Here is a 23,782-nt window from a genome sequence, read left to right as displayed (position 1 = left end):
AATGTTAGGTATGGCAATTGTTTTTATAGTGATTTTCTAAAATGGAAAAAGTGTCTTGATTAACCCATGAACATCCCAAAGGGAGATCTGGTTTGATTGCTCCATGGAAATCAGATCCTCCAGTAATAAGCCAATTCTTATGATTCCCAATCTTAATCCAACGATCCTCTTTTCCGCGAGGGAAGCGGCCATAATATCCTTCGATACCGTCAAAGTTTAGCTGAAGCAATTTTTTTGTAATGGAAATATTTTCAATGAGGTGGGGATGAGCGATAATTGCTAAACCATTTGCTTGATGAATTATATCAAGCGTTTCTTCTACAGTAAAAGACTGTCCTGAAATGTAGCAGCTTTTTCCTTCCCCAATATACTCTTGAAATGCCTTCTGAATAGTGGGTACATAACCCTTTTTTACCATTGCTAAAGCTATATGAGGGCGACCCATACTTTTTTGAGAAATTAAGGATTCAGGATAGATTTCTTCTAAGGTAAGAGTCATTCCATGAGAAGTAAGGCGGTCTAAAATAAGTTGATTGCGCACCAATCGTCTTTGATGATGTTTCTGACAAAAGTCTAAAATAATAGAAGATTTTAAAGAGAATCCGTAACCCAAAATATGTACACTTGTTTGACCGAGGGAGGCTGAAAACTCTACCCCAGGAATAAGAGATAGTCCTTTTTGTTGAGCGAAAGGAGCAGCATCTTTATAAGCCTCAATTGTATCGTGATCTGTGATAGATAAGCCTTGCAATCCAGAGTTAATTGCTAAATTAATGATCTCGAGAGGATCAACAGTTCCATCTGAACAAGTTGTGTGGCAATGTAAATCTGCTCGAAAATTGTTCATAGTTTAACCTTGATTAACATCATAGGGGACATAGCGTATTTCACTTTCGAGTTCCGCACCAGTCTTTGCTTTTACTGTTTCTTGGATGAGGCGAATGAGAGCTAAGACGTCTTGAGATGTTGCCAGACCACTATTGATAATAAAATTAGCGTGCACAGAAGAGACTGCGGCTCCTCCAATTTTTGTTTCTTTTAAACCTGCTTGTTCAATTAAAGCTCCTGCATGACCACAGTTGGGATTTCGAAATACACACCCTGCAGATTTTGCTTTGTAAGGTTGAGTTTTTTTTCGATAATCAATAATAGAAAGTTGTTTTTGACGAGCTTCTTGAGAGGCGTTTAATTGAAATGTGGCTGAAACAATAGCGCCTTTAATATTTTGAAAAGGTGATGTGCGATACTGAAAGTTTAAGTTAGAGCGTTTAAAATGAATGAGTTTTCCTTGCTCATCTACAAAATCTACACTAATCAAATTGTCTGCAGTTTCTCGACCATTCGCACCAGCATTCATGAAAATAGCTCCTCCCACACTACCTGGGATACCAGACGCAAACTCCAGTCCTTCCCAACCTTGCCTTGCTGTTTGAGATCCCAATAATGAAAAGCTATAGCCAGCTCCTACATGCCAACAACCTTTTTCATTTTTTTCCAGACAATCAATTCGATTAGCAATGACAAGTCCGTTAAATCCTCGGTCATCGAAAAGAGAGTTTGATCCTTTTCCTAAAATAAAATACGGAATTTCATTTTGATAACAAAATAGAAGGGTTTTTTGCATATCGGGAATTGTGCGAACTTCAACAAAATACTTAGCGGGGCCCCCAATTCCAAATGTTGTGATCTCTTTTAATAGACAGTTCGTTTGATATTGATTAGGTATTTTCATGGGAATCGAGTATTTCATTATGTTTTTCTTTGCTAAGAGGACTTTCTAAAGAAAAATCAGCAGCGACTTGTTCGCTTTGTTCAAGGATTTGAGAACTTTCGACAAGCAGATTTGAATTGACTTCTTCTCCTTTACTCTTTTGATAAAGTTGGTCTAATAATGCGTTTACAAAAGAAGCAGATTCTGGAGTACTAAATTTTCGAGATAAACGAATAGCTTCAGCAATGACAACTTTTTGAGGAATATCTGTTTCAAAAAAAAGTTCGAAAACTCCTAAACGCAAGATGTTTTTTGTAACAGTTTGAATGCGATTGAAGTGATAAGAAAGCGAGACAGAACTAATTTTTGAGTCGATTTCTGCTAACTGAACCACAATTTTTTGAACTTTCTCTTGTGCGAGCCGAACATTTTTTTTTGAAATAGATAACTCATTCATGATCAGATCAGTCATGATATTTTCATCAGGGTGAGCGATATCTTGGCTGTAAAGGAGTTGCAGAACGATTTCTCTAAATTTTTGTTGAGATAGTGCCATGAATTTCCAGATTGTAGAAGTTTAGAAATAGACTTCTTGCAAAATTCCAGTTGGAAGATAAAAACAATTTTTTTGTTTCACTTTTTCTAATTTTGATAATCGAAAATGACGATATCAAAAACCATGAACTTAACGAAATCTAATGAAATTAGTTTAGCATAATAGGGATGTTTCAGACTATTAAGAAATAGAAATTTCATATTTTTGCTTAAGATCTTTATGCTTAATATAAATTCTCCTTAATCTTGCTTTTTCATCAAATTGAAGCATAAATTCCATCCACCCGCCATTAAAATGATAGAAAAAAAGAGAATGCCTTTGCGAATGGCAGTTTGAAAAAGATTTTCTGCTTGTTCGCGAGGCATAAATCGAGAAAGTTTGCTTGGACGGCAATTAGGATTAGTGAGAAGTGAAATAAATTCTTGAAAATTCAAGGTATTTGAAATATTGATTCCTAAATCAGTTGCAACTACTGCGGGTAAAGACGTGGGATAACGAATCCGAGTCAGCAAATTTGTTAAAGGTTGTATAAATAATTTCATAGGCAATGGGGGTTATGTGATTATGGAAGACAACATCGCTAACAAATAAGAAAGTAAAGAAAATCTGATACTCTATTGCGGAATTATATATATAATAAATTGAGACTTATGTTGCTTTTAAAGATGCTGTCTATGAACAACTTACTTTTACCAAGTTGTTTATTTAGATTTAAAAAAATTCTATATATACAAGGACAAAAAATGAGTGTATAGCAAAAAAAAATTTAGAAAGTTTTCATAAACCAATTATTTTTTTAGTCTAGAAGAGTAATGAGGCAATGAGATATTTAAAAAACTTACTTCATTTTACTCTTAAACGCGTCAGCTTAATAACAAAAAAATCCTATTTATTAAATTGAGGACTGCAATCAAAATATGAAAACAAAGGAAATTCGAAAAGTTTGTTAAATATGTTTTTTTTTGGTATATTTCACTGATTTAAATTAAAGTGATCTTACAAATTGATCGGTTAAGTGATATAAATAAAACACTAATAATTATTTCTTAAAATGTTGAAATTATGCTTGCGATCTTTTTAGATATAGAATCTTCGGGTTTAGACTCTTTTCACCATCGAGCTTTAGAGATAGCTTTTAAAGTAATAGATGTACGTACTGGGGAAGAAAGATTGACCTATCAAAGCATTGTCAAACAGCCTTTAGAGGTTTGGGAGAAACGAGATCTTGCAAGTATTGAAATTAATGGGTTTACTTGGGAAAAACTTTTATTAGGTCAAGAAGAGGCAGTGGTTAAATCGGAAATAGTGCAAATATTTAATGATTTAAAAATACAGAGAGGGCGTGCTGTTTACATTTGTCAAAATCCGGCCTTTGATAGGGGGTTTTTTTCACAAATTGTTGATGTTTATACACAGGAAAAATATCACTGGCCCTATCATTGGCTAGATTTTGCTTCTATGTATTGGGCATTGCAGTTTAAGTTTTACACACAAAAGCATGAACATTTTCCTTTAGAAATTAATCTTTCTAAAAATACTATCGCTCAACATTTCGGGTTACCAATAGAAAGTAGCCCCCATAATGCTCTTAATGGTGTTAATCATTTAATCTTATGTTATAAAACCGTTGTGGGATTTGGGTAATATAAAGTTTGCTGGCAAGTTTTTTGAAGAAGTAATAGGCTTGGCGATTGTCGTCGATTAATCCATGAATGATAACAACAACTCCATTCCATAGGAGGAAGGTTGAGAGCAAACTTAAGAAGGGCTTTTTCTTCAAGTAATCCTTCCGCATGACCTGGATAACATGTTATGCAGATCATCCCTCCCGGCTTTATTAAGTTTAAGCTATTTTGCAAACTTAGTAAAGTTGTAGAAGTGAGTGTCGTCTTTTTCTTGTCTCCGCCTGGTAAATACCCTAAATTGTAGACAATCAGTTTAATTGTATTAGGTAAAACATAATCGGAAAATTTAGAGTGGCATCCTAAAATAAAATTAATTTGCTTAAACTGATCTAAATTTAAGTGCTCACGTAACAATACTTTTGTTTTATCAATCGCATCACTTTGATTGTCGAATGCATACACCTTTCCATCCCCATTTGATAAGAGAAGTTGGCATAATTTAAGTGTATCATTTCCATTACCACATGTTGCATCAATCACTCGATCATTGGGCTGAAGGATCCTACGCCAATAATCGTGAGCGAGATCTAAATGAGATTGAAATAAAGGAAAGGTGGCTCTCATAAATAAAGTAAGTTTTGAAAGATTGAGTTAGATAGTTTTATCAAATTAAATAAGATTTGGTATTTTTAAAATTTTAGCGATGGCTTCTGCTTCTATTAAAATATCCAGAATTTATTTTTGCGAGAATTGGCTTTTCCAATTTTTTCTTAAACCTAAAAATATTTTTTTTATCATGAATGATTTTTTGAGGATAAGTCATTTTTCTATTCTAAAAAACATTACTTTTTTTAATGGATTTTATGTTTATTTCTAAAAAAAGCTACTCAAAAAAGGATTAGCATAGGCTTTCATTGGTTTTCCTTTTAAAAAGTAAAATAATTGTTAGGGGAGTCGAATACGTTTTCTTCCTGAGCTTTAAGTTGATTATGAACATTTATCTACTAGATTGAAAAATAATCTATTTATATTTATGCCTAAAAGCATTTTAAATAAAGCTAAACTTATTCAATTTTTTGACAAAGAAGAGATTTTCTATAACACAGTTTGAGTTCAAGTAAAAGCAAATTAATACTCACTTCTAGATAGACTAAATGGGTAAGGCTCTCAATTGTCTATTGTAATCACAAATAAAATATTTTATTAACCCTATGGGATTAGTTAGCTTTTTAGAAAATGGAAATGTTTTCCTTACAAGTCTTGCACACCTTTGTCTGAGAGTAAAATTAAATCTTTCCATGTGGCTTGTCTGACCAGATTGCTTGCTAATTAGTTGATGTTGATTCCAATAAATGATTTTATAATAGACATTAAATTTATTAGTGAAATAGAGGGCTTTTTTTTAGAGATTCAGGTCATTTCGCAAAAAGAAGCTCAGCGGTTTTTTATCTCGAGAACCTACTTGCCTAGCAAGCACTTGGCGACTTTTTTTATGGAAGACAAGCCACATAACCACTGATCATTTTCCTTATTTCTTACAAAGCTCCATCGCTCATCTACTTCAAGTTTAGCTACTTCCAACTCATTTTTCTCATGACAAGTGACTTGTGCATTTAAATCCTCAGGTAAATCATTGATAATGAAATTAATAAAATCTAGCAGCCATGGCATCCTTAGATCAAAAATTCTACAAATTTCATGAAGAGACACCCTTTCTAGAAGAGCTTTTCTGACAAGTTCCTTTGTTTATTCGTTAATGATTTTAGCTTCATTGTTTTCGCTCCACTGTTTGTCATACTCTAAACAGCGAAAATTTTGCTTTTCATGTCTTATATAACCATTCTTCTTTACCAAATCTGAGCCGCAGTGCGTACATCTCATTGCTCTTCTCCGCTTGAATTAGAATAATTAATCTATCAAATTAGATCAGTTTATTGAAATAACCTTACCTATTTAGCACTACCCAAAATTTTAGAAGTATTATATTACATTCAAATTCTAATTTTTTAAAAAATATTTAAATCAAATAGATATATTTGTTGTTGTATTATTTAAATTATATTTTAAATTTAAATTTTATTTTTTAGTATTTTTTAAAACAATCTTTTTTGTTTAAATAAAAATAAATGTTTAAAAATTAATATTTTAGAAAATAATTTTTTTATTAATTAATAAATAAATAATTAATATGTTACAGTTAATTATATAGTGATATTGTATTTAATATAATAATATAATTGTTAAGGAGTAATTATGTATATTCCTACTGATGATTGTAAACCTTCTTTAACTGAAAGTACAAGTTCTCAAACTAGTGAAGTTCAAACATCTTCACAACAGGTCAAAAGTCCAACTGAAGTAAATATTGAAAAAATTGCCACTAAATCACTGCCAGCTATAGAAGAAGAGACGAAGACAATATCTTTTTCCGAGAAATCAACTAAATTTTCTAAAGGAAGATTTTTATGTTCTTATAATAGGGGAGATTTAAAAACTTCAATTTTACAAACAAACGATTTACAAAAAAGGATTTATATTAAACTAAATGAAAAAATTGGGGATAAGTTCATTAATAAAACTAAAAAGTTATGGATAAAAGTATGTAGCCAAAGTGAGTCGGAAAGTTTAGTTAAGCTAACTCTATCTTGTGAAAATAAAACCGTCGACATTCTAAATGACAAAACATTAAGCAAAAAAAGTCAGGATTATCAAGAAGTAAAAATAGAATTAGATAAAAATAAAATGAAATTAGATGGTTTAAATAAACTCTTAACAAATATAAAAAAAAGAACCTATGCAGATAAAATAAAGGAATTAGAATTATTAAAAGAATTAGACAAACCGATAATAAATATTGATAATTTTTTACTAAGTTTTGAGCAATTTTTAGAAAAATATCAAGAAATTGATGTAGAAAAACTAACAACAGAGGACATCGAATTTTTAAAAAAAGAACATAGTGAATTAGAAAAGGGCTATAACGATCTTAAAAAGATACTACCAGGCACTATTCAAAGACTAAATCAGAATGTGAAATTAACTAAGGGTGGTTTACAAAAAAACATTGAAACGGTTTTAAAAGGTATTAATACTGCTCTTCAAGGGCAAGAAGTCAAAAATTTAGATGATTCTATAAATCAATTCAAAGTGATTAAAACATCTATCAAAGAAGCTTCAGAGGCTTATCCCGGCAAATTGAATCAAGTTCAGCAAGAGGTCGATGAAATTTGTCCTCGTTATATGAAACTTTTCCAGGAAATTGAAGAGGGAAATTTAGAAAGATACCCTGATTTTATTCATGAGATTAAAGAAATTTTACTTAATGTTAGCCATGATCCTGTCGCTTATAAAGACGCTTTGCAAACACTATCAGATAAGGTTATTCCTTCTATTCAATCTCAGGTACTGGGAATAACTAATGAACTCAGAGAGAGGCTAAACAGAAAAAAAGATGTAGAAATTATTACTATAGATGATTGTATTGCTCTAAAAACATATATTGAAGACTATTTAAAACCTCTTTTGGCGTTGACAGAACCAATGGCAACCGAAAAAGCACCCGTATTCGAAGACCAATTTAAAAATTTATTTAATCTGCTTCCTAATTCTGGTAAAGAGATGACTGCCCAAGAAATTGTATCAAAGATTAATTCATTTTCTTCCCCAGAGGGTTCTTTGAGAGTTTATCGAAATTTTATCAATAAAAATTTGGCTGGAATAAAAAAAGAATTAAACCAAGAAACTAAGATTAAAAAAGAGATTGAAGACCTAACAAATTTATTAAAAGAATTAAAAGGAAAAAAGGCTGATATTTTAGAAAGTTTTTTTAACGAACTTATGGAAAAAGAAAAAAACAAAATCTCTGAATTATTAACTGGTGGTGTTGAGCAAGTTCAAAATTTTGTAGATATTTTTTTAGGCCATTACCTTGTTCATTCTCAAGAACGTTTTCCCAAACTTTTAGAAAGCCATCGAGACTTTGCTGTTAGAGTTTCTGACATGTTTGAACTAGTAAAGGATCATTTATCTGAGGAGCAATTAGGTGAAATCAAATTAGTTTTAAATGACTTTTTAACTCATCATATTACAAATCAAACAGGTGAGATTGAAGAAAGTTTAGGTACATCTCTTCATCAAAATCAAAAAAGTTCGGAAAAGGTTACTAAACCTGCAAAGCCTTTATATAGAAAGGTTCAGGGTGCGCATGAATTTGGAGATGATTTTTCAATAAAATGCCAACATGTTTGCAAACAAGTTGAAGCCCTTCTGCCTTGGTTATTCGGGAAAGGATTTGTTGCCTCGCCTCAAGCCGCGCATTTAGTCCCTTTCCCTGGAATAGTTTCTTGGGATGTTAGCTATCTATCCACACTTTTTAAGACAAGGCTTGGATTAGATCTAAGCCAAAAAGAAATAGAAAATCGTTTAGAATTATTCAATAAAAATGTTGAACCTTTTTTAAAGACAGTCCAAGCAAATGAGAAAGTTGATCAAGAAATGGTTAAAAATTTATTACAGGAAAAATTTGATAATAAAGAAATAAATGATAACTTTTATTTCATTTATACAAACCTTATTCTTTTAAGCCATCTTTCTTCTTTAGAAATGTCAGAAACAAGGCACTTACCAGAGTTTTTTAATCAAACAATGGATAAGTTTTCGGAATCTGAAATAAAATATAATTCAGATGGCAGTAGAGGATATAAAGTCTTATTAGGAGAAGCTTTCATTGATCTTCTTACTTATCCAAAAGAAAGTCTATTAAATCCTCAGTCAGCTTTAAGTAAGAAACATATAGAATATTTACAAGCTACTCTTGATACTGTTTCTGAACGACTAAAACAATTGGCTGACGAAAAACTGCAAAATCGAGCATTAAAACCAATCGAACTTGTAGAATGTCACGCACTACATAGTATTTATTTAGGGGTGAAAAATTTATATACTCAAATAAAATTGGCTGATTCGGATGAGGATTTTTTAAATAAAGAAAGAAATATTATTAAAAATACTGAAGCTATTTTAAGTAGAGATTAAAATGCAATATATTTTATATATTTACTTGATTTTATATTAATTTAAATTAATTTTTTTAAAAATTATAAAATACCAGTGCAAATTTAATTTTTATAAATTTTATATAAATGGCTTGTAAAAAATTAATAGATTTTAGATTAAACATCTTTTTGCGTTTGTTTTCGTAAAAAATTTTCTTCGTTGAAGTTTATTTTATAACAGATTGGAATTTATAAATTGCTAAAATAAGTAAGAATTCACTAAGTAGACCTAAAAAAAATTTAATTATACTAGCCTATCGATGGAATATTTTTGATTAACAACGCCCTTTGTTTTATTTTTGTAAAAAGTGTTTAGTATTAGAGAGAGTGTTCAAAAACCTAGAATTTGAATTTGTTGTAGCCAAGTCAAATTAGTTTGGCAAATGGCAGCGATGAAAAAAATACCCTGCTAATCTTTTGGAGGGATGGGATCTAATCGAGTCTCTATTCCAGATAAAGATATCTAAAGGGGAGCGTTCCTTCCTAAAGTCTTTAAAAGAGAAATATTGAATGCAGTAATTACTGGGCATATTTCCTAGGATTTTCCTCCTGGAGAAGCATTTACGTGCAGTTCTTGAAATGAGCATACTACGGTCTTTTAAAAAATGATTGGTTGATAATGAAGGCTAATAGCTCGTGCGTTTGTGACAGCTGCTAATCTCGAAGATAGAGAGGGGGAAGGAGGGCTTTTGAGATAACTGGAAGAATTCAAAGAGAAAAATGAAGATCATTTGGGTTGTTGGTAAATGTACAGGAGATGACGTAAAGATTTCTTTGGCTGTCTTTGAAAGTCGTCAAACGTATAGATAAGAGCTTTAAAATATTGCCTAAACCTTTGTGTGCTTGAGTAAGTATTTGCTTGGTTTGGGAAATATCCTAGATTAGTAAAGATTATGAATATGACACACCGACGAGTGAAGCTATTTTGTACATCAGAATTTTTAGGGCAATATTAGAGAGAGTAAGAAATTTTTGAACATTCTCTTGATTTTGAAGTTTTCAATAATAAATTTGTTCTATAAGGTTAAACCTCAAGCAAAAAACTTTTTTATGATCTCTATAGTGCTGAGCTATAATTTTGAGTGTTCAAACATCCACATAATATTCTCATACGCAGAACGTTCGCTCAATTGACACTACTTTTTTTTACCTTCTTTTAACGAAGGATTATTTGTTGATTTTGTATGTAATGAGCCAACCCAGCGTCTGTAATGTTTTTACATTCTCGTAGCTCTAAATATTGTAAATTTACTAGGGAAACTAAATGTGCCAATCCAGTATCAGTGAGATTTACACATTCACTCAAATTCAAATGCTGTAAAGTCACTAAGGAGGTCAAATGTGCCAATCCAGTGTCAGTGATTTTTTTACACCCACTTAGATCTAAATGTTGTAAATCTAGACCTACTAAAGAGGTCAAATATGCCAGTCCCTGGTCCGTCAGATTTATACACCCACTTAGATCTAAATACTGCAAATTCATTAAAGGAGTCAAATCTTCTAATCCATCGTGACAAAGACCAAAACACTCACTTAGGTTTAAATGCTGTAAATTCACTAAAGATGATAAATAAATTAATTGAAAACTAGGAAGGTGATAGCAGCCGCTTAAGTCTAGATGCTCTAAATTCACTAAAGATGTCAAGTGCGCTAATCCATAGCCATTGATCCTACGGCAGTCATTCAAACTTAAATGCCGTAAAGCACTTAAGTGTGCCAAATGTTCTAGTCCTTCATCAGTGATGTCACTGCCCTTTAAACTCAAATACTGTAAAGCAACTAGGGGTGTCAAATAGGCCAATCCCTCATCCGTGAGATTTTCACACCAACTTAAGTCTAAATGCCTTAAAGCCGTTAAGGGCGTTAAATGTGCTAATCCAGCATCCGTGAGATTTTCACGCCAACTTAGATCTAAATGCTTTAAAGCTGTTAAGGACGACAAATGTGCTAACCCATCGTCAGTGAGATTATGGCAACAACCTAAATCCAAACCTAAATCCAAATGCTCTAAAGTCGTCAAGGGCGTCAAATGCGCTAATCCAGCATCGGTGAGATTTTCACACAGTTTTAGAGATAAATATTGCAAAGCGACTAAGGAAGATAAATGCACTAGTCCATCGTCAGTGAGATTTTTACACTCACTTAAATCTAAGTGTCGCAAGGCGACTAAAGGTGTCAAATGTGCTAATCCAGCATCCGTGAGATTTCTACAATCACTCAAACCTAAGTGTCGCAAAGCGACTAAAGGTGTCAAATGGGCTAATCCATCGCCAGTGAGATTTTCACTCTTACTTAAATCTAAATGTTGCAAGGAGACTAAAGGTGTTAAATGGGCTAACCCAGCATCCGTGAAATTTCCAGAATCACTTAAATCTAAATACTGTAAAGCGGTTAAAGATGACAAATGGGCTAACCCAGTATCCTTAAGTAGATAGCATTCACTGAGATCTAAGTGTTGTAAAGCCGTTAAAGACGTCAAATGGGCTAATCCGGTGTCAATGGGAGTGTAGAATATTTTTAGACACAGCACTTTTAAATTTTTACAATTTTTTAAGGCTAAAAAATGAGCCTCTGTAAAAAAATCTTTTCCTGAAAGATTGAGTCCTTCTATTTCATTTGAGAAGTGGTTTAAAATTTTTTCAAATTCGTTCACATGAGAAGTATTGTTTAATAAACCGCTCACTACTGTGAACTCTAAATAATTTATTAAATTATTTAATTGATACAGACGCGCAAAATTTAATAGCTCTTTTAATTCTATGAGACTTTCTTCGTTCGAATTAAATAGAGCATCCTCTGATTGATAGATTTTAATCAGCTGTTTTTCTAAGTTTTCTACCACTTCTGTTAATTGGTAATAATCGGCTAATGCAATGGAACAAGGAATGTCTTCCACCGAAAGTTTAAAATTAGCATCCATTAAGCACTGTAGTAAGTTAGTAAATTTTTTTTCTGTTATAGCAAGGGGAACTTGAAGCGTTTCTTGAAAATGTCCTGACCAAAGGCTGTTAAAATAGGGTGATTTTTTCTTTAACAAAGCTAATTGAGAATAAGGAATGATTAAAGAAGTTCCTCCTTGAAAGCTCAGTTTAACACCTTGGGGTGAAGGTGCCAGTTGGGAAGGGGGAATTATTAAGGGATCCACTGTTTTTGGGAAATGACTGTTTGAGGTATTTGAGTCTATTGAAGTATCTAAAGAGTTTATTACCAAATTGCTTTCATTCTTAGGATAATCAATAGTTTCTTGATTTCGATTCGCAGTTATAAAAGGGAGGGCAAAACCCGAAATTTGGCTCGGACTTGATAGAAAGATCCCAGATTCTGATTGAGTTGGAGCAAGATTAGAAATGACGAATTCTTTTTGTCCCCAAAAAACTTCCCTCCATTGAGATTGAAGCTGTTCTTTTTTGAGATAATTAAAGAATAAGTTGAGAAAACTCTGAAAAATTGTTTTGCACAATAAAACAATTCGTTCAGAAAATTTTAAACGATCGTTTGATCGAATGTAAGAATGAGTGTCTGTATTGACAATTAAATTACTAGAATTAGATCTTATGTTCTGAATATTCAAAATTACCACCCGAATTAGTTGAATCACTTTTTAAATTTTACATTATTTATTAATAAAATACTATAAGAATAAATAGCATCGCAATTTTAAACAAAAGAGATCTATATTTAAATTTGTTATTGAAAAATAAATAAGGCTAATTAGATATATTTATCTAATTCGTTTGAAATTTAATTTATTTAATTAATGATTAGTTTCATTCAAAATAGCTTTTTGCAGAAAAATCAAAAATAAATTAGGATTTTAATATCCTTACAAAAATATTTGAGACTATTAGAATAAAATTCCAAGAGAGGTAGTACTAAATAGGTAAGGCTCTCAATTGTCTATTGTAATCACAAATAAAATATTTTACTAACCCCACATGATTAGTTAGCTTTTTAGAAAATGAAAGTGTTTTCCTTACAAGTCTTGCGCACCTTTGTCTGAGTATACAATTAAATCTTTCAATTAGCTTGTCTGACCTGATTGCTTGCTAACTGGTTGATGTTGGCTCCAAGGAATGGTTTCATAATAGACATTAAATTTATCAATGAAATAGAGGATTTTTTTAATGATTCAGGTAGTTTTGCAAAAAGAAGCACTGCTGTTTTTTTTATCTCGAAGACTCACTTGCCTAGCAAGCACTTGGCGACTTTTTTTATGTAAGACGAGCCATAACCAATGATCATTTTTCTTATTTCCTACAAAATCTCCAAGTTTTGAACTATAATGGCAAATTTTAGGATCATTAATGCCTAAGGCTAGAGATGCGAGGCAAAGACTATTCATAGTATACTATAAAAAATTTATAATATCCTCTTTTGAATACTCATAACGCTTACGTTAATGCGATATACTTATAGGATAGACAACGAGCGCCCAGGCCTGGAGCTCACAATAATCTAGGTAAATGACAAAAAGATGAGGTGGTAGATTGAATGCTGCAAGCCCAGTAGTTTTAGCAGAGCTGGCAGATACGTTAAACTGGTAATCCTTGGCTGCTGATGGTTTCTTTAATTGACAAAGACGGAGAACAAAAGTTTAGCGATGAATTTAAAGACAAAAGAACAACAACACATCTTTTTAGTCGATAAGAACGCATCAACTTTTACTTTCGAAAAAGCATAGCTGCTAATGAAGTTGAGTGAAAATGGGGGACTCTCTCTCGACTAAAATTGACTTTTTTTGTATTGCTAAATCAGTACTCCAGCCTAGCCTGGAGTACTGATTTTGGTTCCTATTTTGTTGGAAATTTTAGAAATAATAATCTTTGAATATCCTCTTCATTTTTTCTTTTAGGTGCCTTTACAAGGCTTACTAAAGAATTGGGATCTTGAGAATCTAAAGGATTACGCCAACTTCGGTGGTTTAAAAGATATTCTACGATAGCTACATGACCATCGGTTACAGCGTGATACAAGGGTGTATATCCCTTAGAGTCTTTTACACAGACATCTAATTCATCATAGGAAGTTAAAATCTTGACCATTTTAACATTTCCTTGGATAACAGAATAATGCAGGGGAGTGAGCAAATGCTCATCTAAACCAGCTTGTGCATTGATATCAGCCCCTTCCTCAATCAATAATTGCGTTGTCTGCACTCTTCCATTAAAAACGGACATGTGCAAAGGAGTTCTTCCATACTCTCCTCGTGCATTGACCAAACCTTTTTTATTATCTCTATCAATTCTATCAAGGAGATATTTAACGACGGAATATGCACCCTTTTTAGCAGCCCAGTGAATAGGTTGGTATTGATATCTGTCTAAAGCAGCTACATTAGCTCCATTTTTCAGCAAAATTTTTACAATCTTAAGATGATTATGATAACAAGCTGAATGCAAGGGAGTAAATCCACTCGCATGAACTTGATTGACAAAAGCTTCTTTACTACAAGGACGTGTGAATAGATTCCAAGTTCCTAGTTTGGCAAGGTTTTGCTCAAGAAATTGATCGTCATTTAATTGACAAGCTGTAAAAATATCACAAACTTTTAATTGTGAAAGCAATCTATTTTTTTCTGCTTTTAATTTTTCTAATTGAGGCTCGAGCTCTTTCCTCAGCTCATATTCTTGCATGGTTAAAGTTTGCTTTCTTGCAAATAGGTCGTCATATTCTTGCGTTTTTTTTCTAAAATTTTCCTTTAATTCTTTCTTAAGTTGATTTAAATCTGTGATGTCATCTATTTGAAATCCTTCCCTAGATTTTAGAAGTTTTTCATCCAATCTCTCAGCAAAAGTCTGCATCAATTCTTGTCGTTTTTGCTCGTCAAGCACAACCATGTTTCCATTAAAAAATGTAGCTTCTCTAGCTTGAAGAAGGCCGTCATAGTTAAATAAATAATCTTCTCGAAGTTGGCGAATTTTTTCATCAATGTCTTCAAAAAGAGTTCTCTGATTCAAGGATAGTTTTATTTCTCCATTAGCTTCAGTCTCAAGTTCATCTTGTATAATCTTAGAATGCCCTTTGGGCAGACTATTAGTCTCCGGTTCATTTTGTATAATTTCATAATGCCCTTCAGGCAGGCTATTTTCTACAAGTGAGTTTTGTTGTCTTTGCCTCAATTGTTTAACCGCTTCTAGTTGACATTTCGTTACTTCTGCAGAAAGGCTAATACTTTCTCTCATAGTATTATCCATAATTTGAATAACACTTTGTAAATGAAAAACTTTGTTTTCAAGTACATGCAATTGAGTACTCACGTTATTTAAAGAGGCATCACGATGGATGATGGGAGGACAACTCATAATCTAATCCTTTAAAATAATTTAAGTTCTAGGATTTGACAAATCACACATTTTGTCAGCTAAAACATTTTTTACTTTATTAGAGGCAAGATATTCGACTCAATAAATTTTTAAAAAAAGAATTAACCTAGCAAGCCTGAATCTATGATGAAATTTTTTTGATTAATGAATAGTTTTGAATCGCCTTAATAAAATTACCTTCTTTTTTAGTAAGATAGGAGATGCAAGAAGATTTGAACCATTAATGGCGAATTTTAGGATCATTAATGTCTAAAAAGCTAGAGATGCGAAGCAAAGAATATTCACATACACCATAAAAAAATTTATAATAGCCTCTTTTGAATACTCATAACGTTTACGTTGGTGCGATATAACTAAGGGTAAACAATGGGAATCAAGACCTGGAGCTCATAATAATTTAGGTAGATGACAGAAAGATGAAGCGTTAAATCGAGTGCTGCAAGTCCCACTAGATTCAGCAAAGCTGGCAGATACGTTGAATTGGCAATGCTTGGCTGTTATGGTTTTTTTAATTGACAAAGGCGGAGAACAAATGTTTGGCGATGGATTTAAAGGCAAAGGAACAACAACCCATCTTTTTAATTGATGGGAGCGAATCAACTCTCACTTTCGAAAAAGCATAGCTGCTAATGAAGTTGAGTGAAAATGGTGAAGCCTCGCATCGGCTAAAGTAGAATTTTTATCTTTTAGCTTGAGAATTTTGGATTGACCCCTTAGTGAGCTAAATTTAAAGCTGCAATACTTGAACCAAACTCTAGCAACATAATTTTCTCTCTTCAGTCGTTTAAAATTCCATAATAAATTTTTCAAATTTTAAATTGATTAGGGATATTTTTTTTGCTACTATCCTTTCATTGCGAATTAAAAAACAAAAAGATAGTCAAATCATGCAAAGCACTCATTCTATCCCCTCCCTATTCTCTTCCCTCTTATTTGTTGAGCAGCCATCGAAATTCCGAGAATTAGTAGATAGCCTTGATGCAGTTTTGGATGCTATCGCAAAACATAAATATTCAAAAGCCATTGAGAAGTTTAATGTTTTCATGACCTCTTTGCCGTCTCAGGTGGAAAAAGAAGTGCTTGAAAAGATTTTTGCCTGCCTCTTGGCGCTTATTCCTGTGATAGAGGCACCTCAAGAGATAAATGAGAGTGTACGTTTACTGCTCAATTTGACAGCAGATCCTTGCTTTGTAGAAGAGCAACAGCTGCTAGCTATTGAGCTAGCCAAGTGGCACTACAAAAAAGGAAAACAAGAAAAACAAGAAAATAAACAACTGAGTTATTTTATTGATGCCATTCATTATGTAGGAAAGGCTCAGACTATCTCGAAGGCTTCCTCAGAACTTCAATGTTTGGCTTCGCGCCTTTTTAAAGCCGCTTCGACCTCTCTTAGCTTTTTTAAGCAACGCTTAGAACAAGCGGTGGGAAAAAACGATAGCCAACAAGTCGTGCAACTTTTCCCAAATCTTGCAACGCGTTTCGAATCGATCTGTTGCCCAAGTGAAAAGCATGCTTTGATTAAACTATTCTATAAACAAGTGCATGCAGTTATCTCGCATACGTTAAAAACACGAGGACTAGAGCGGATCCAAGCAAGTGGTTTGGGTACTCTAAATGAAACGATGCTCTCTTACTTAAATAGTGAATCTCTTCCCACGACTTGTTTTATCACGGCTAAATATCGAGAAAAATTGGATACTTATCGCGAAAATTTCCGCGCGTTGTATCAGATGATCAATTTGCAAAAATTTACGATAAAAGAGGTGTGCACTTTTCAAAAAAAAGTTTCGACAGACTTGATCAAGTTATTGCACGCTTTAATTGATGATGCTATTGCCATTTTAGGAGATCCTCCTTGCTTATATGATTTACGAGCAATGGGGTCCCTAGCCAAAGAAGAGTTTTGTCCCTACTCAGACTTAGAATGGTGCATCCTCATAGAAGGAATTGAGCATCGACCCTACTTTGTGAAATTAGCCCGTCTGTTAGAACTACAGATAATAAACCTTGGAGAGGATCCGGCACAAGGGTTGCTCGTTTTTACTTGTATCGGGGCTAAACATCGTTCCGGTTTTCATATCGATTCTGGCGGTAATCCAGCTGTTATTTCAGATCTTATCAACACACCCGATGGATTGGCTCAGATGCAAAAAATGGAGGAGTATTCTTCTAATTCCCATAGTAATACGCTGCGTAAAACTATTTCCTTTCATCAAACGAACTCGGTGCTCTTTGACCTTTACCAAACACAAATGCACGACTATCTCGATGAAGAGTTGCCGCAAACAGGGGAAGTCAGACGCAAAAGCCAAGCATTACAAATGCTGATAGATCGCCTGCAAACCTATGAAGAGATTTGGCATGATCCTTTTAAAGTCCAGTTTATTGATCTAAAAAAACACTACTCGGAGCTGCTCCATCACCTTTTAAATGATTTATCTCTTTATTTCGGCATGGAAGAAGCCAATACAATCAATCTTATCGACGCGTTTGTGAAAAAGGAAATTTTCACGGTCGAAAGCGGCTTCTTATTGCAAGAGGCGGTGGCGGCTATTTACCTAAAAAGAGTAGATCTTCATTTTACTTGTGGGGAACAAAAAGAAGAGGTTAGCCTAAAAGAATTTCATGATGAAAAAGAAATCCTGGCCAAGATTTACTGGCTTGTCCTGCGCCCTCTTTACCGCAAATTGAAGCTTTGCTTTTCCGGTTGGGATACTCCTGATTTAAATTTTTGCATTTCCAGCCTAAACTCTCATCAATTAAAGCTTTGCATTTTTAAGCTAGATTCTCATTTTCAAAAACTAGATCTTCTTCAAGAGGCTTATTACGAAGAGAAACTGCATCCTGATACAATAGAAAATCTCAAGCCCTGGATGACTCATTTCGTGCATCATCTTGTTTTCAGGCAACAAGCAAAGGCGCTTGATCAAGCTTGGGTTTGGCATGAAGCTTACTACAAAAGGCTCTCTCAAATAACTTTCACGGAACCTTTGAGAAAGACCTATCTTAAAGTTTTGGACAGTTATGCCAAGGAGGTAGATTTTGCTGCTTTAATCGCTCATCTTGCCTCGATTCCCAACCCAAGCGGTGTTAGACAAAGCCAGCATTTGGAAGAAGAGCAGTTTCAAAAAGCAATTTTTGCCATGACAACCGACCATCCGGATTCAGACGATCCCTTCCAAGTCAAAATCCGCTGCCCGGCAGTACCGCATGCTCGGTATCTCAACCAGGCCGTGTGCAAACAAATTTTAGAAGAAACGGGCAATCTCAAACGGCAATACAAAAGCGCTCACCCCGTTGCACGTGCCTCCTATGAAGGCTATCATCTGCACTTTAAACAAAAACCAACGCATCCTTTGCTGGAATATGCCATTTATGCGCTGACGGCACGCATTGCGGGGCATTTGAGTCCTCCAACTGAACTAGCACGCTTTGAAGTTGATGTGAAAGGAAAAAAACAAATCTATCCCGTCTTAATTTCAAAAACAATTCAAGGACAAACGTTAGAAAACGCAGAAAAGCTAGATGTCAAGCAACTGACCTGGGCTTGCCTGTGTGCCTTATTGACACGTCCAGGCGATGGTCGCTTCTCGAACTATGTCGTCGAAGAAGAAACGCAACGCATTTTTTGCGTCGATAATGATATTTCTTTTGTCGAACCTGTCATCCACCATTTCGCCGGACATAAGGTCCATTTTTCCTCAGCTCTTTTTTGCTTACCTGCTAAATACCGTTTAGATCCTGAAGTACTACAGGCTTTTCTTTATTTAGATCCTAACCTCATCCTCAATAGTTGGCTCGAAGACTTAATCCAAAAAGACGAGAACTACCGTGCTCTTCATCTCTTTACTCCTAAAGAAGAAAAAATTTTATATGAAGAAAACCCGGAAGATTGCTTTAAAGGAACGCTACTTTTGCGCAGCGGGATGGTGACGAATCTACTCATTCAATTTTACCATTTGCAAGACTGCTTACGCCAAGATTTAAAAAACAAAAAAGATTTTGCTTCTCTCGATCTTTTGCCCTATCTCATCAACTTACGGGGCAGTCACAAGCAAACCCTAGATCGCTGGGTGTACTCTAAATATAAGCAAGCTAATGCAAGCAGCCTAAGTCCCAAACAAAGGCTACAACAAGCGATCGATCGTCAGGTAGACATTTCTCTCACTTCCGCCCAAGCTGACGCAGCCACCTTTGGCAAACCCCCGACGTTTGAAGAAATTCAAGCACGTGAAGAATACTCTCCTGAAAAAGCTCAAAGTGAGCTTTTTGCGTTTACTTTAAGTCGGTGCACTTCACATGTCGCGTTCGGAACAAACAAAGAAGGAGAATGGATTGAAGCAGATTTTAGAAAGATGGTTAAAGGAAAGACACCTGATCGGGAGCGGCAACGTCTCGTTTTAAATGCCCTAATCTTTTTAATGAAAAATAAAAAGCTTCGACCCAGAAAAGTGACTTTGATGAACTGTGCTGTTTTAGATCACATCTCGTTAAAGCCTTTCTTGCATGTTGAACTCGACTATTTAAATGTGAGCGGCTGCCCGCTTATCAAAGAAGAAGCCATTCAGGAAATCGAAAAGCGCTCTCCTAACCTCAAAATGCTTTATTTAAACCGCTGCATTCAGCTGCGCGCGTTTGAAAAAACACGCTTTCCCTTCGCCTCTACTTATTTGCAGTTTGCCAAATTAGAAGAATTGCAACTCATGAGGTGTGAGGTGCTTGCCTCGATTCAGCTAGATGCTCCTTTTTTGCATATTCTAAAAGCCGATAAAAATCCCCATTTAAAAACGCTTTTTTTCAAAACAATGGCTCCCTATGTCAAAGGAAGTTTCACAAGTTGCTCAGCTTTAGATTTAGAAACGATAAAAAAAGAAAAAGTAAGCAAAATTTTAAGAGAAATAAAAACTTCAGAAATTGACCGTACACAATTATTTCAACTTTATATGAATGATTCTCGGCTCACTTCGCTTGACCTTAGTTACAGGGGAATAAGCGATAAGGAAGCGGAAGTTATTGCTAATGGACTTACTTTTAACACGGCTCTTAGTTTTCTCCGGCTTAATAATAACCAAATAAGCGATAGGGGAGTAGAAGCGCTTGCTCGTGCTCTTACTTTCAATACTACTATTAAACAGCTTTGGCTTGAAAGTAATCAAATAAGCGATAGGGGAGCAGAAGCGCTTACTCGAGTTCTTGCTTCCAATACTGCTCTTATGACTCTTTCTCTTAGAGAAAACCTAATAAGTAATAAGGGAGTGGAAGCATTTGCTCAGGCTCTTGCCTCCAATACTGCTCTTAGAAAACTTTATCTTAACGGGAACCAAATTAGCGATAAGGGAATGGAAACTTTGGCTCGCGCTCTTACTCCCAATACTACCCTTGAGTCACTCGATCTTGACAGAAACCAAATAAGCGATAGGGGAGTAGAAGCACTTGCTATTGCTCTTGTTTCCAATACGGCTCTGAGAACAATTTATCTTAACAGAAATCTAATAAGCGATAAGGGAATGGAAGCGCTTGCTCGCGCTCTTGCTTCCAATACTGCTCTTACGACACTTTCTCTTAATGGTAACTTAATAAGCGATAAGGGGATGAAAGCTCTTGCTAAGGTTCTTGCTTCTAATACTGCTCTTAAGAAGTTCTGGCTTAACGGTGATTTAATAAAGCAATAGGAAGTTATAAACAATTAGACAAGCTCTTGATTCCGAAGGAGCTCTGTTCGTAGAGTTTTCCGTCTTCACAAAAAAATAAACATTTCAAATTTTTATACAGAAAAACTCTAGGATGATTGGTTATAGTGTTGGCTAGGTTTTCATTTATTTGTGATGAAAGCATCCCTTAGACTGGCCCCTATCAAAGCAAGCAATGTCTTTTAAATCAAATTTTTTACCTAGAAAACAAATGGTTATAAACATAACCATTTTAATTAGAACAAGTTGGTTATCTGGAAAGCTGGATGGATACCTGATTGGGAAAATTATTGTTTGGGCGGATGATTAATTGGATCTAGATTGCCAAAGGCTTCTTAAAATTAAGACAGCAGTGCATTGGCAATTTAATCAGTATTATGTGGTTAGGATGGAAAAGTTAGTCGAAAAGTTATGGAAATTAGAAAAAAGCCAAGACAAAGACAAGATATATTCGCCTATTGTAGACATCAAGAGCGAAATTGAATCCTCTTGTGGCGTTAACATTGATCTAAGGTAAACAGATGGATACGGTTGAAAACCAGCTTACAGAGAAAAAACTAGAAAAGCCATAAAGAATAAAATAAAAAAAGAACAGCAGACATACTAATATTTAGCTTCTACTTCGAGTTTGTTAAAACCTTTTCAATAAATAGTTTGACTGAATTAAAAAATTTAATTAGGAATGATTATATGACTATATTAAGTGATGATATATCAGCTACAATACCTATTTAAATAAAAAAATGATTTTATTAATCAATAATTTTAATAAATTCTAATCATTTAGTTCCAATATTTCTATTAAAACTAGCTATTAAATGGACTTCGTGTGGATAGCCAAGAACTTCTCCAAAAAGGTATGAGAAATCCCGATTAATTTTTTCTAAAACATTTTTTTGATCTTTTTCAGGCATGGCGGGTAGATCCGCGGCTACTTGAAGAAAGTTTTTACGAATCATGAGCTGAAAAGGAACCTCGCTTTGAGAAAATTGCTCTTTCCAATAACTCTTCAAGTATTGTTCGATTAAATTTTCATCAATAGAAATCGAACGATTTCCTGTTTTAATAAATGTATAACGGTGCTTGGTGCTAATCGCTGTGTAAATAAATATTGAAAGACCTATCAGAGCAAAGCCAAGCCCAAATAGTGATAAGATTAGGGTGTTTTCTGTTATAAAACGGATAATTGCATTTCGAAGAAGTTCAGACCAAGGTAACGCAATACTGAACACACCAACAACAAAGAAGAAAGCTCCAAAAATAAAACTAATAGCTACGTAGAAAAAACGTTCAAATTTAAAATTCATCGGAATAATCTTCATCTAAGTTGGTTCCCATTAATTTGGGAGGACCTTGTGTAAAACTTTGGCTTAATTTCTGGGCTTGCTCATGAGAAATGACATTTTTAAATACGACATGAACAGAGGAAACGTGTAGGCCTGTTAACTTTGTGATTTCTTCTGCAATTTTTGTTTGAATTTCTTCGGCTTTTTCTGGAATTGAGGTTCCAAATAAAATGTTTACTTCTACTTTAATATTTACAGATTGATTTTTATCATCTTGTTCGGCGTAAATGCCTTTTACACCTTCAGCAATACGGCCTAGAAGATGATCGATATAATTTCCCTCAACTAGACTAATTCCATCAATTTGCGCAAGACATTGCAAAGCAATAGATTGGAAAACTTTATCTTCAATATCTCGAATAAAAACTGTCTCTGGAAGTTCAAATTCTTTTGTATCTACTTTCTTTTTATCAACTTTAGGGTCTATCATGAACTTTTTCCTTGTAGCAATTAGATCCGCTTCACTTACGTATCAATTGAGCAATTTTATTTAAACAAGTCTTTAAATGATTAAGCATATTTGTATAAATATAATTTTTACAGCAGGTTTTGCTGATTAATTTAAATTTTTAACTTATCATTACATCTCATTATTTTGATGCACTCTAGGCTGCAACATTAGCAGTTAAATTTTAATCTGACTAGTCCTTTATCATTTAAAAATATTATTTATAATTTTATTCAAAACTTTTTTTATAAGTAGGCAAATTAAAGATGCTATGATAAATTTTTTGTGAAAAATGATGTGAGGTGTTAAGTTCAAAAAATAATCACCACTCTTGTAGACTTCTCTGCAGATTTTGAAAGTTATCTCAGCGAATTAAAAGGAGAATTTAACGATTTTATAAGTAAAGGTTTGAGAATGCCTCAATTAGACGCAACACAAATAATGACGAGTTTTGTTTTATCTGCAATCATTGGCTATTTGACAGGGTATTACGCAGATCAAAAAGGAAGAGATTTTACTACCTGGTTTATTCTTGGATTGCTGTTTAATTTCTTCGCAACAATCCTATTATTTTTTCTTCCTTCTATCAAGAAAGAGGAAAATATTAGGCCAACGATGACTATTGCAAAGCCAGATCCTGCTATTTCTATTTCACAGCCACAACAACCCATTTCCCCCTCTAGTTGGAAAGAGGAAGAAAATAAATTGTGGTATTATTTAGATCAAAACCATGAACAAGTTGGACCTGTTAGCATCATTGCTTTACGGAATTTGTGGAATAGTGGGTTGTTGGGATTCAATAGTTATGTTTGGGCTGAGGGAATGGACCGATGGCAAAAAGTTGATCAACTGACTAATCTCAAAGAAGCGTTAAGCAAGCATAGCCTTTAAATAGGCTTAAAGTTTAATCTGTTTATGCAAAGAATTAAAAGTAAGCTTCAATTTTTTTAAAAATTATTTACAGATTAAATTGAGGGATAAAAAAGGATGACAAAAGTCATCCTTGAGAATGCAGATTAAATTCTAAAG

The 23,782-nt window shown here is 33.9% G+C and carries 14 protein-coding genes and 2 pseudogenes; 5 read left to right on the top strand and 11 right to left on the bottom strand.

Going from position 1 to position 23,782, the window contains the following annotated elements; genetic code table 11:
* Positions 1-4: 4 nt before the first annotated feature.
* The 4 genes from PC_RS07775 to PC_RS11450 all read right to left on the bottom strand — a co-directional run bounded on the left by PC_RS07775 (position 5) and on the right by PC_RS11450 (position 2,809).
* Positions 5-847, bottom strand: a complete 843-nt coding sequence (locus tag PC_RS07775) for a PHP domain-containing protein (RefSeq protein ID WP_011176171.1) — start codon at positions 845-847, stop codon at positions 5-7.
* Between the two features lie 3 nt (positions 848-850).
* Positions 851-1,750 (bottom strand): UDP-N-acetylmuramate dehydrogenase, encoded by a 900-nt coding sequence (murB, locus tag PC_RS07770; RefSeq protein ID WP_011176170.1) that lies wholly within the window; start codon positions 1,748-1,750, stop codon positions 851-853.
* A complete protein-coding gene (gene nusB / locus PC_RS07765) occupies positions 1,719-2,267 on the bottom strand; it encodes a transcription antitermination factor NusB (protein WP_079890441.1) in 549 nt (182 codons plus the stop codon). Before nusB ends, murB begins: the two co-directional genes overlap by 32 nt.
* A 239-nt stretch (positions 2,268-2,506) precedes the next feature.
* Positions 2,507-2,809 carry a hypothetical protein gene (locus PC_RS11450; RefSeq protein WP_052278687.1) on the bottom strand — a complete coding sequence of 101 codons (303 nt, stop codon included), beginning with the start codon at positions 2,807-2,809 and terminating at the stop codon, positions 2,507-2,509.
* 520 nt (positions 2,810-3,329) lie between these two features.
* On the opposite strand from PC_RS11450, the gene PC_RS07755 reads away from it, so the two are divergent.
* The gene (locus PC_RS07755; RefSeq protein ID WP_011176167.1) at positions 3,330-3,911 is read left to right on the top strand and encodes a 3'-5' exonuclease; all 582 of its coding nucleotides are present in this window, start codon (positions 3,330-3,332) and stop codon (positions 3,909-3,911) included.
* On the opposite strand, the gene mnmM is transcribed toward PC_RS07755, so the two are convergent.
* Both mnmM and PC_RS11445 read right to left on the bottom strand, forming a co-directional pair.
* The gene (mnmM, locus tag PC_RS07750) at positions 3,884-4,516 is read right to left on the bottom strand and encodes a tRNA 5-(aminomethyl)-2-thiouridylate-methyltransferase MnmM (protein ID WP_052278686.1); all 633 of its coding nucleotides are present in this window, start codon (positions 4,514-4,516) and stop codon (positions 3,884-3,886) included. The genes PC_RS07755 and mnmM overlap by 28 nt on opposite strands.
* Before the next feature lie 526 nt (positions 4,517-5,042).
* A pseudogene (locus tag PC_RS11445) lies at positions 5,043-5,773 on the bottom strand (IS1 family transposase).
* Positions 5,774-6,145: 372 nt separating this feature from the next.
* Between PC_RS11445 and PC_RS07740 the strand changes: the two are divergent.
* Positions 6,146-8,926: a hypothetical protein gene (locus PC_RS07740; RefSeq protein WP_011176164.1), complete on the top strand. Its 2,781-nt coding sequence runs from the start codon at positions 6,146-6,148 to the stop codon at positions 8,924-8,926.
* A gap of 1,176 nt (positions 8,927-10,102) precedes the next feature.
* Here PC_RS07740 and PC_RS07735 read toward each other — a convergent pair.
* The 3 genes and pseudogenes from PC_RS07735 to PC_RS07725 all read right to left on the bottom strand — a co-directional run bounded on the left by PC_RS07735 (position 10,103) and on the right by PC_RS07725 (position 15,248).
* Positions 10,103-12,517, bottom strand: a complete 2,415-nt coding sequence (locus PC_RS07735) for a BTB/POZ domain-containing protein (RefSeq protein WP_044045200.1) — start codon at positions 12,515-12,517, stop codon at positions 10,103-10,105.
* Between the two features lie 301 nt (positions 12,518-12,818).
* Positions 12,819-13,219 (bottom strand): annotated as a pseudogene (locus PC_RS11440) (IS1 family transposase); the annotation flags it as partial.
* A 517-nt stretch (positions 13,220-13,736) separates the two neighbouring features.
* Entirely contained in the window at positions 13,737-15,248 is a 1,512-nt protein-coding gene (locus PC_RS07725; RefSeq protein WP_011176160.1) for an ankyrin repeat domain-containing protein, read from the bottom strand.
* 454 nt (positions 15,249-15,702) lie between these two features.
* Between PC_RS07725 and PC_RS11435 the strand changes: the two genes are divergently transcribed.
* Positions 15,703-15,855: a hypothetical protein gene (locus PC_RS11435; RefSeq protein WP_181679099.1), complete on the top strand. Its 153-nt coding sequence runs from the start codon at positions 15,703-15,705 to the stop codon at positions 15,853-15,855.
* Positions 15,856-16,156: 301 nt separating this feature from the next.
* Positions 16,157-20,941 (top strand): hypothetical protein, encoded by a 4,785-nt coding sequence (locus tag PC_RS07720; protein WP_011176157.1) that lies wholly within the window; start codon positions 16,157-16,159, stop codon positions 20,939-20,941.
* Between the two features lie 797 nt (positions 20,942-21,738).
* On the opposite strand, the gene PC_RS07710 is transcribed toward PC_RS07720, so the two are convergent.
* Together PC_RS07710 and PC_RS07705 are read right to left on the bottom strand one after the other, a co-directional pair.
* Complete coding sequence (locus PC_RS07710; RefSeq protein ID WP_011176155.1) at positions 21,739-22,266, bottom strand: Asp23/Gls24 family envelope stress response protein; 528 nt, start codon at positions 22,264-22,266, stop codon at positions 21,739-21,741.
* The gene (locus PC_RS07705) at positions 22,256-22,735 is read right to left on the bottom strand and encodes an Asp23/Gls24 family envelope stress response protein (RefSeq protein WP_011176154.1); all 480 of its coding nucleotides are present in this window, start codon (positions 22,733-22,735) and stop codon (positions 22,256-22,258) included. Before PC_RS07705 ends, PC_RS07710 begins: the two co-directional genes overlap by 11 nt.
* Positions 22,736-23,167: 432 nt before the next feature.
* On the opposite strand from PC_RS07705, the gene PC_RS07700 reads away from it, so the two are divergent.
* Positions 23,168-23,644 (top strand): GYF domain-containing protein, encoded by a 477-nt coding sequence (locus PC_RS07700; RefSeq protein WP_011176153.1) that lies wholly within the window; start codon positions 23,168-23,170, stop codon positions 23,642-23,644.
* Positions 23,645-23,782: the final 138 nt, after the last annotated feature.

This window comes from Candidatus Protochlamydia amoebophila UWE25 (genome assembly GCF_000011565.2).
In the GTDB taxonomy this organism is placed as follows: Bacteria; Chlamydiota; Chlamydiia; order Chlamydiales; family Parachlamydiaceae; genus Protochlamydia; species Protochlamydia amoebophila.
Note: the sequence above shows the minus strand (reverse complement) of the source record. Positions and strands in the feature narration are given on the sequence as shown.

Excerpts from the sequence above, each read along its gene's own strand:
- PC_RS07775 (WP_011176171.1), bottom strand. The coding sequence starts at position 847 with ATGAACAATTTTCGAGCAGATTTACATTGCCACACAACTTGTTCAGAT.
- murB (WP_011176170.1), bottom strand. The coding sequence starts at position 1,750 with ATGAAATACTCGATTCCCATGAAAATACCTAATCAATATCAAACGAAC.
- nusB (WP_079890441.1), bottom strand. The coding sequence starts at position 2,267 with ATGGCACTATCTCAACAAAAATTTAGAGAAATCGTTCTGCAACTCCTT.
- PC_RS11450 (WP_052278687.1), bottom strand. The coding sequence starts at position 2,809 with ATGAAATTATTTATACAACCTTTAACAAATTTGCTGACTCGGATTCGT.
- PC_RS07755 (WP_011176167.1), top strand. The coding sequence starts at position 3,330 with ATGCTTGCGATCTTTTTAGATATAGAATCTTCGGGTTTAGACTCTTTT.
- mnmM (WP_052278686.1), bottom strand. The coding sequence starts at position 4,516 with ATGAGAGCCACCTTTCCTTTATTTCAATCTCATTTAGATCTCGCTCAC.
- PC_RS07740 (WP_011176164.1), top strand. The coding sequence starts at position 6,146 with ATGTATATTCCTACTGATGATTGTAAACCTTCTTTAACTGAAAGTACA.
- PC_RS07725 (WP_011176160.1), bottom strand. The coding sequence starts at position 15,248 with ATGAGTTGTCCTCCCATCATCCATCGTGATGCCTCTTTAAATAACGTG.
- PC_RS07720 (WP_011176157.1), top strand. The coding sequence starts at position 16,157 with ATGCAAAGCACTCATTCTATCCCCTCCCTATTCTCTTCCCTCTTATTT.
- PC_RS07710 (WP_011176155.1), bottom strand. The coding sequence starts at position 22,266 with ATGAATTTTAAATTTGAACGTTTTTTCTACGTAGCTATTAGTTTTATT.
- PC_RS07705 (WP_011176154.1), bottom strand. The coding sequence starts at position 22,735 with ATGATAGACCCTAAAGTTGATAAAAAGAAAGTAGATACAAAAGAATTT.
- PC_RS07700 (WP_011176153.1), top strand. The coding sequence starts at position 23,168 with ATGCCTCAATTAGACGCAACACAAATAATGACGAGTTTTGTTTTATCT.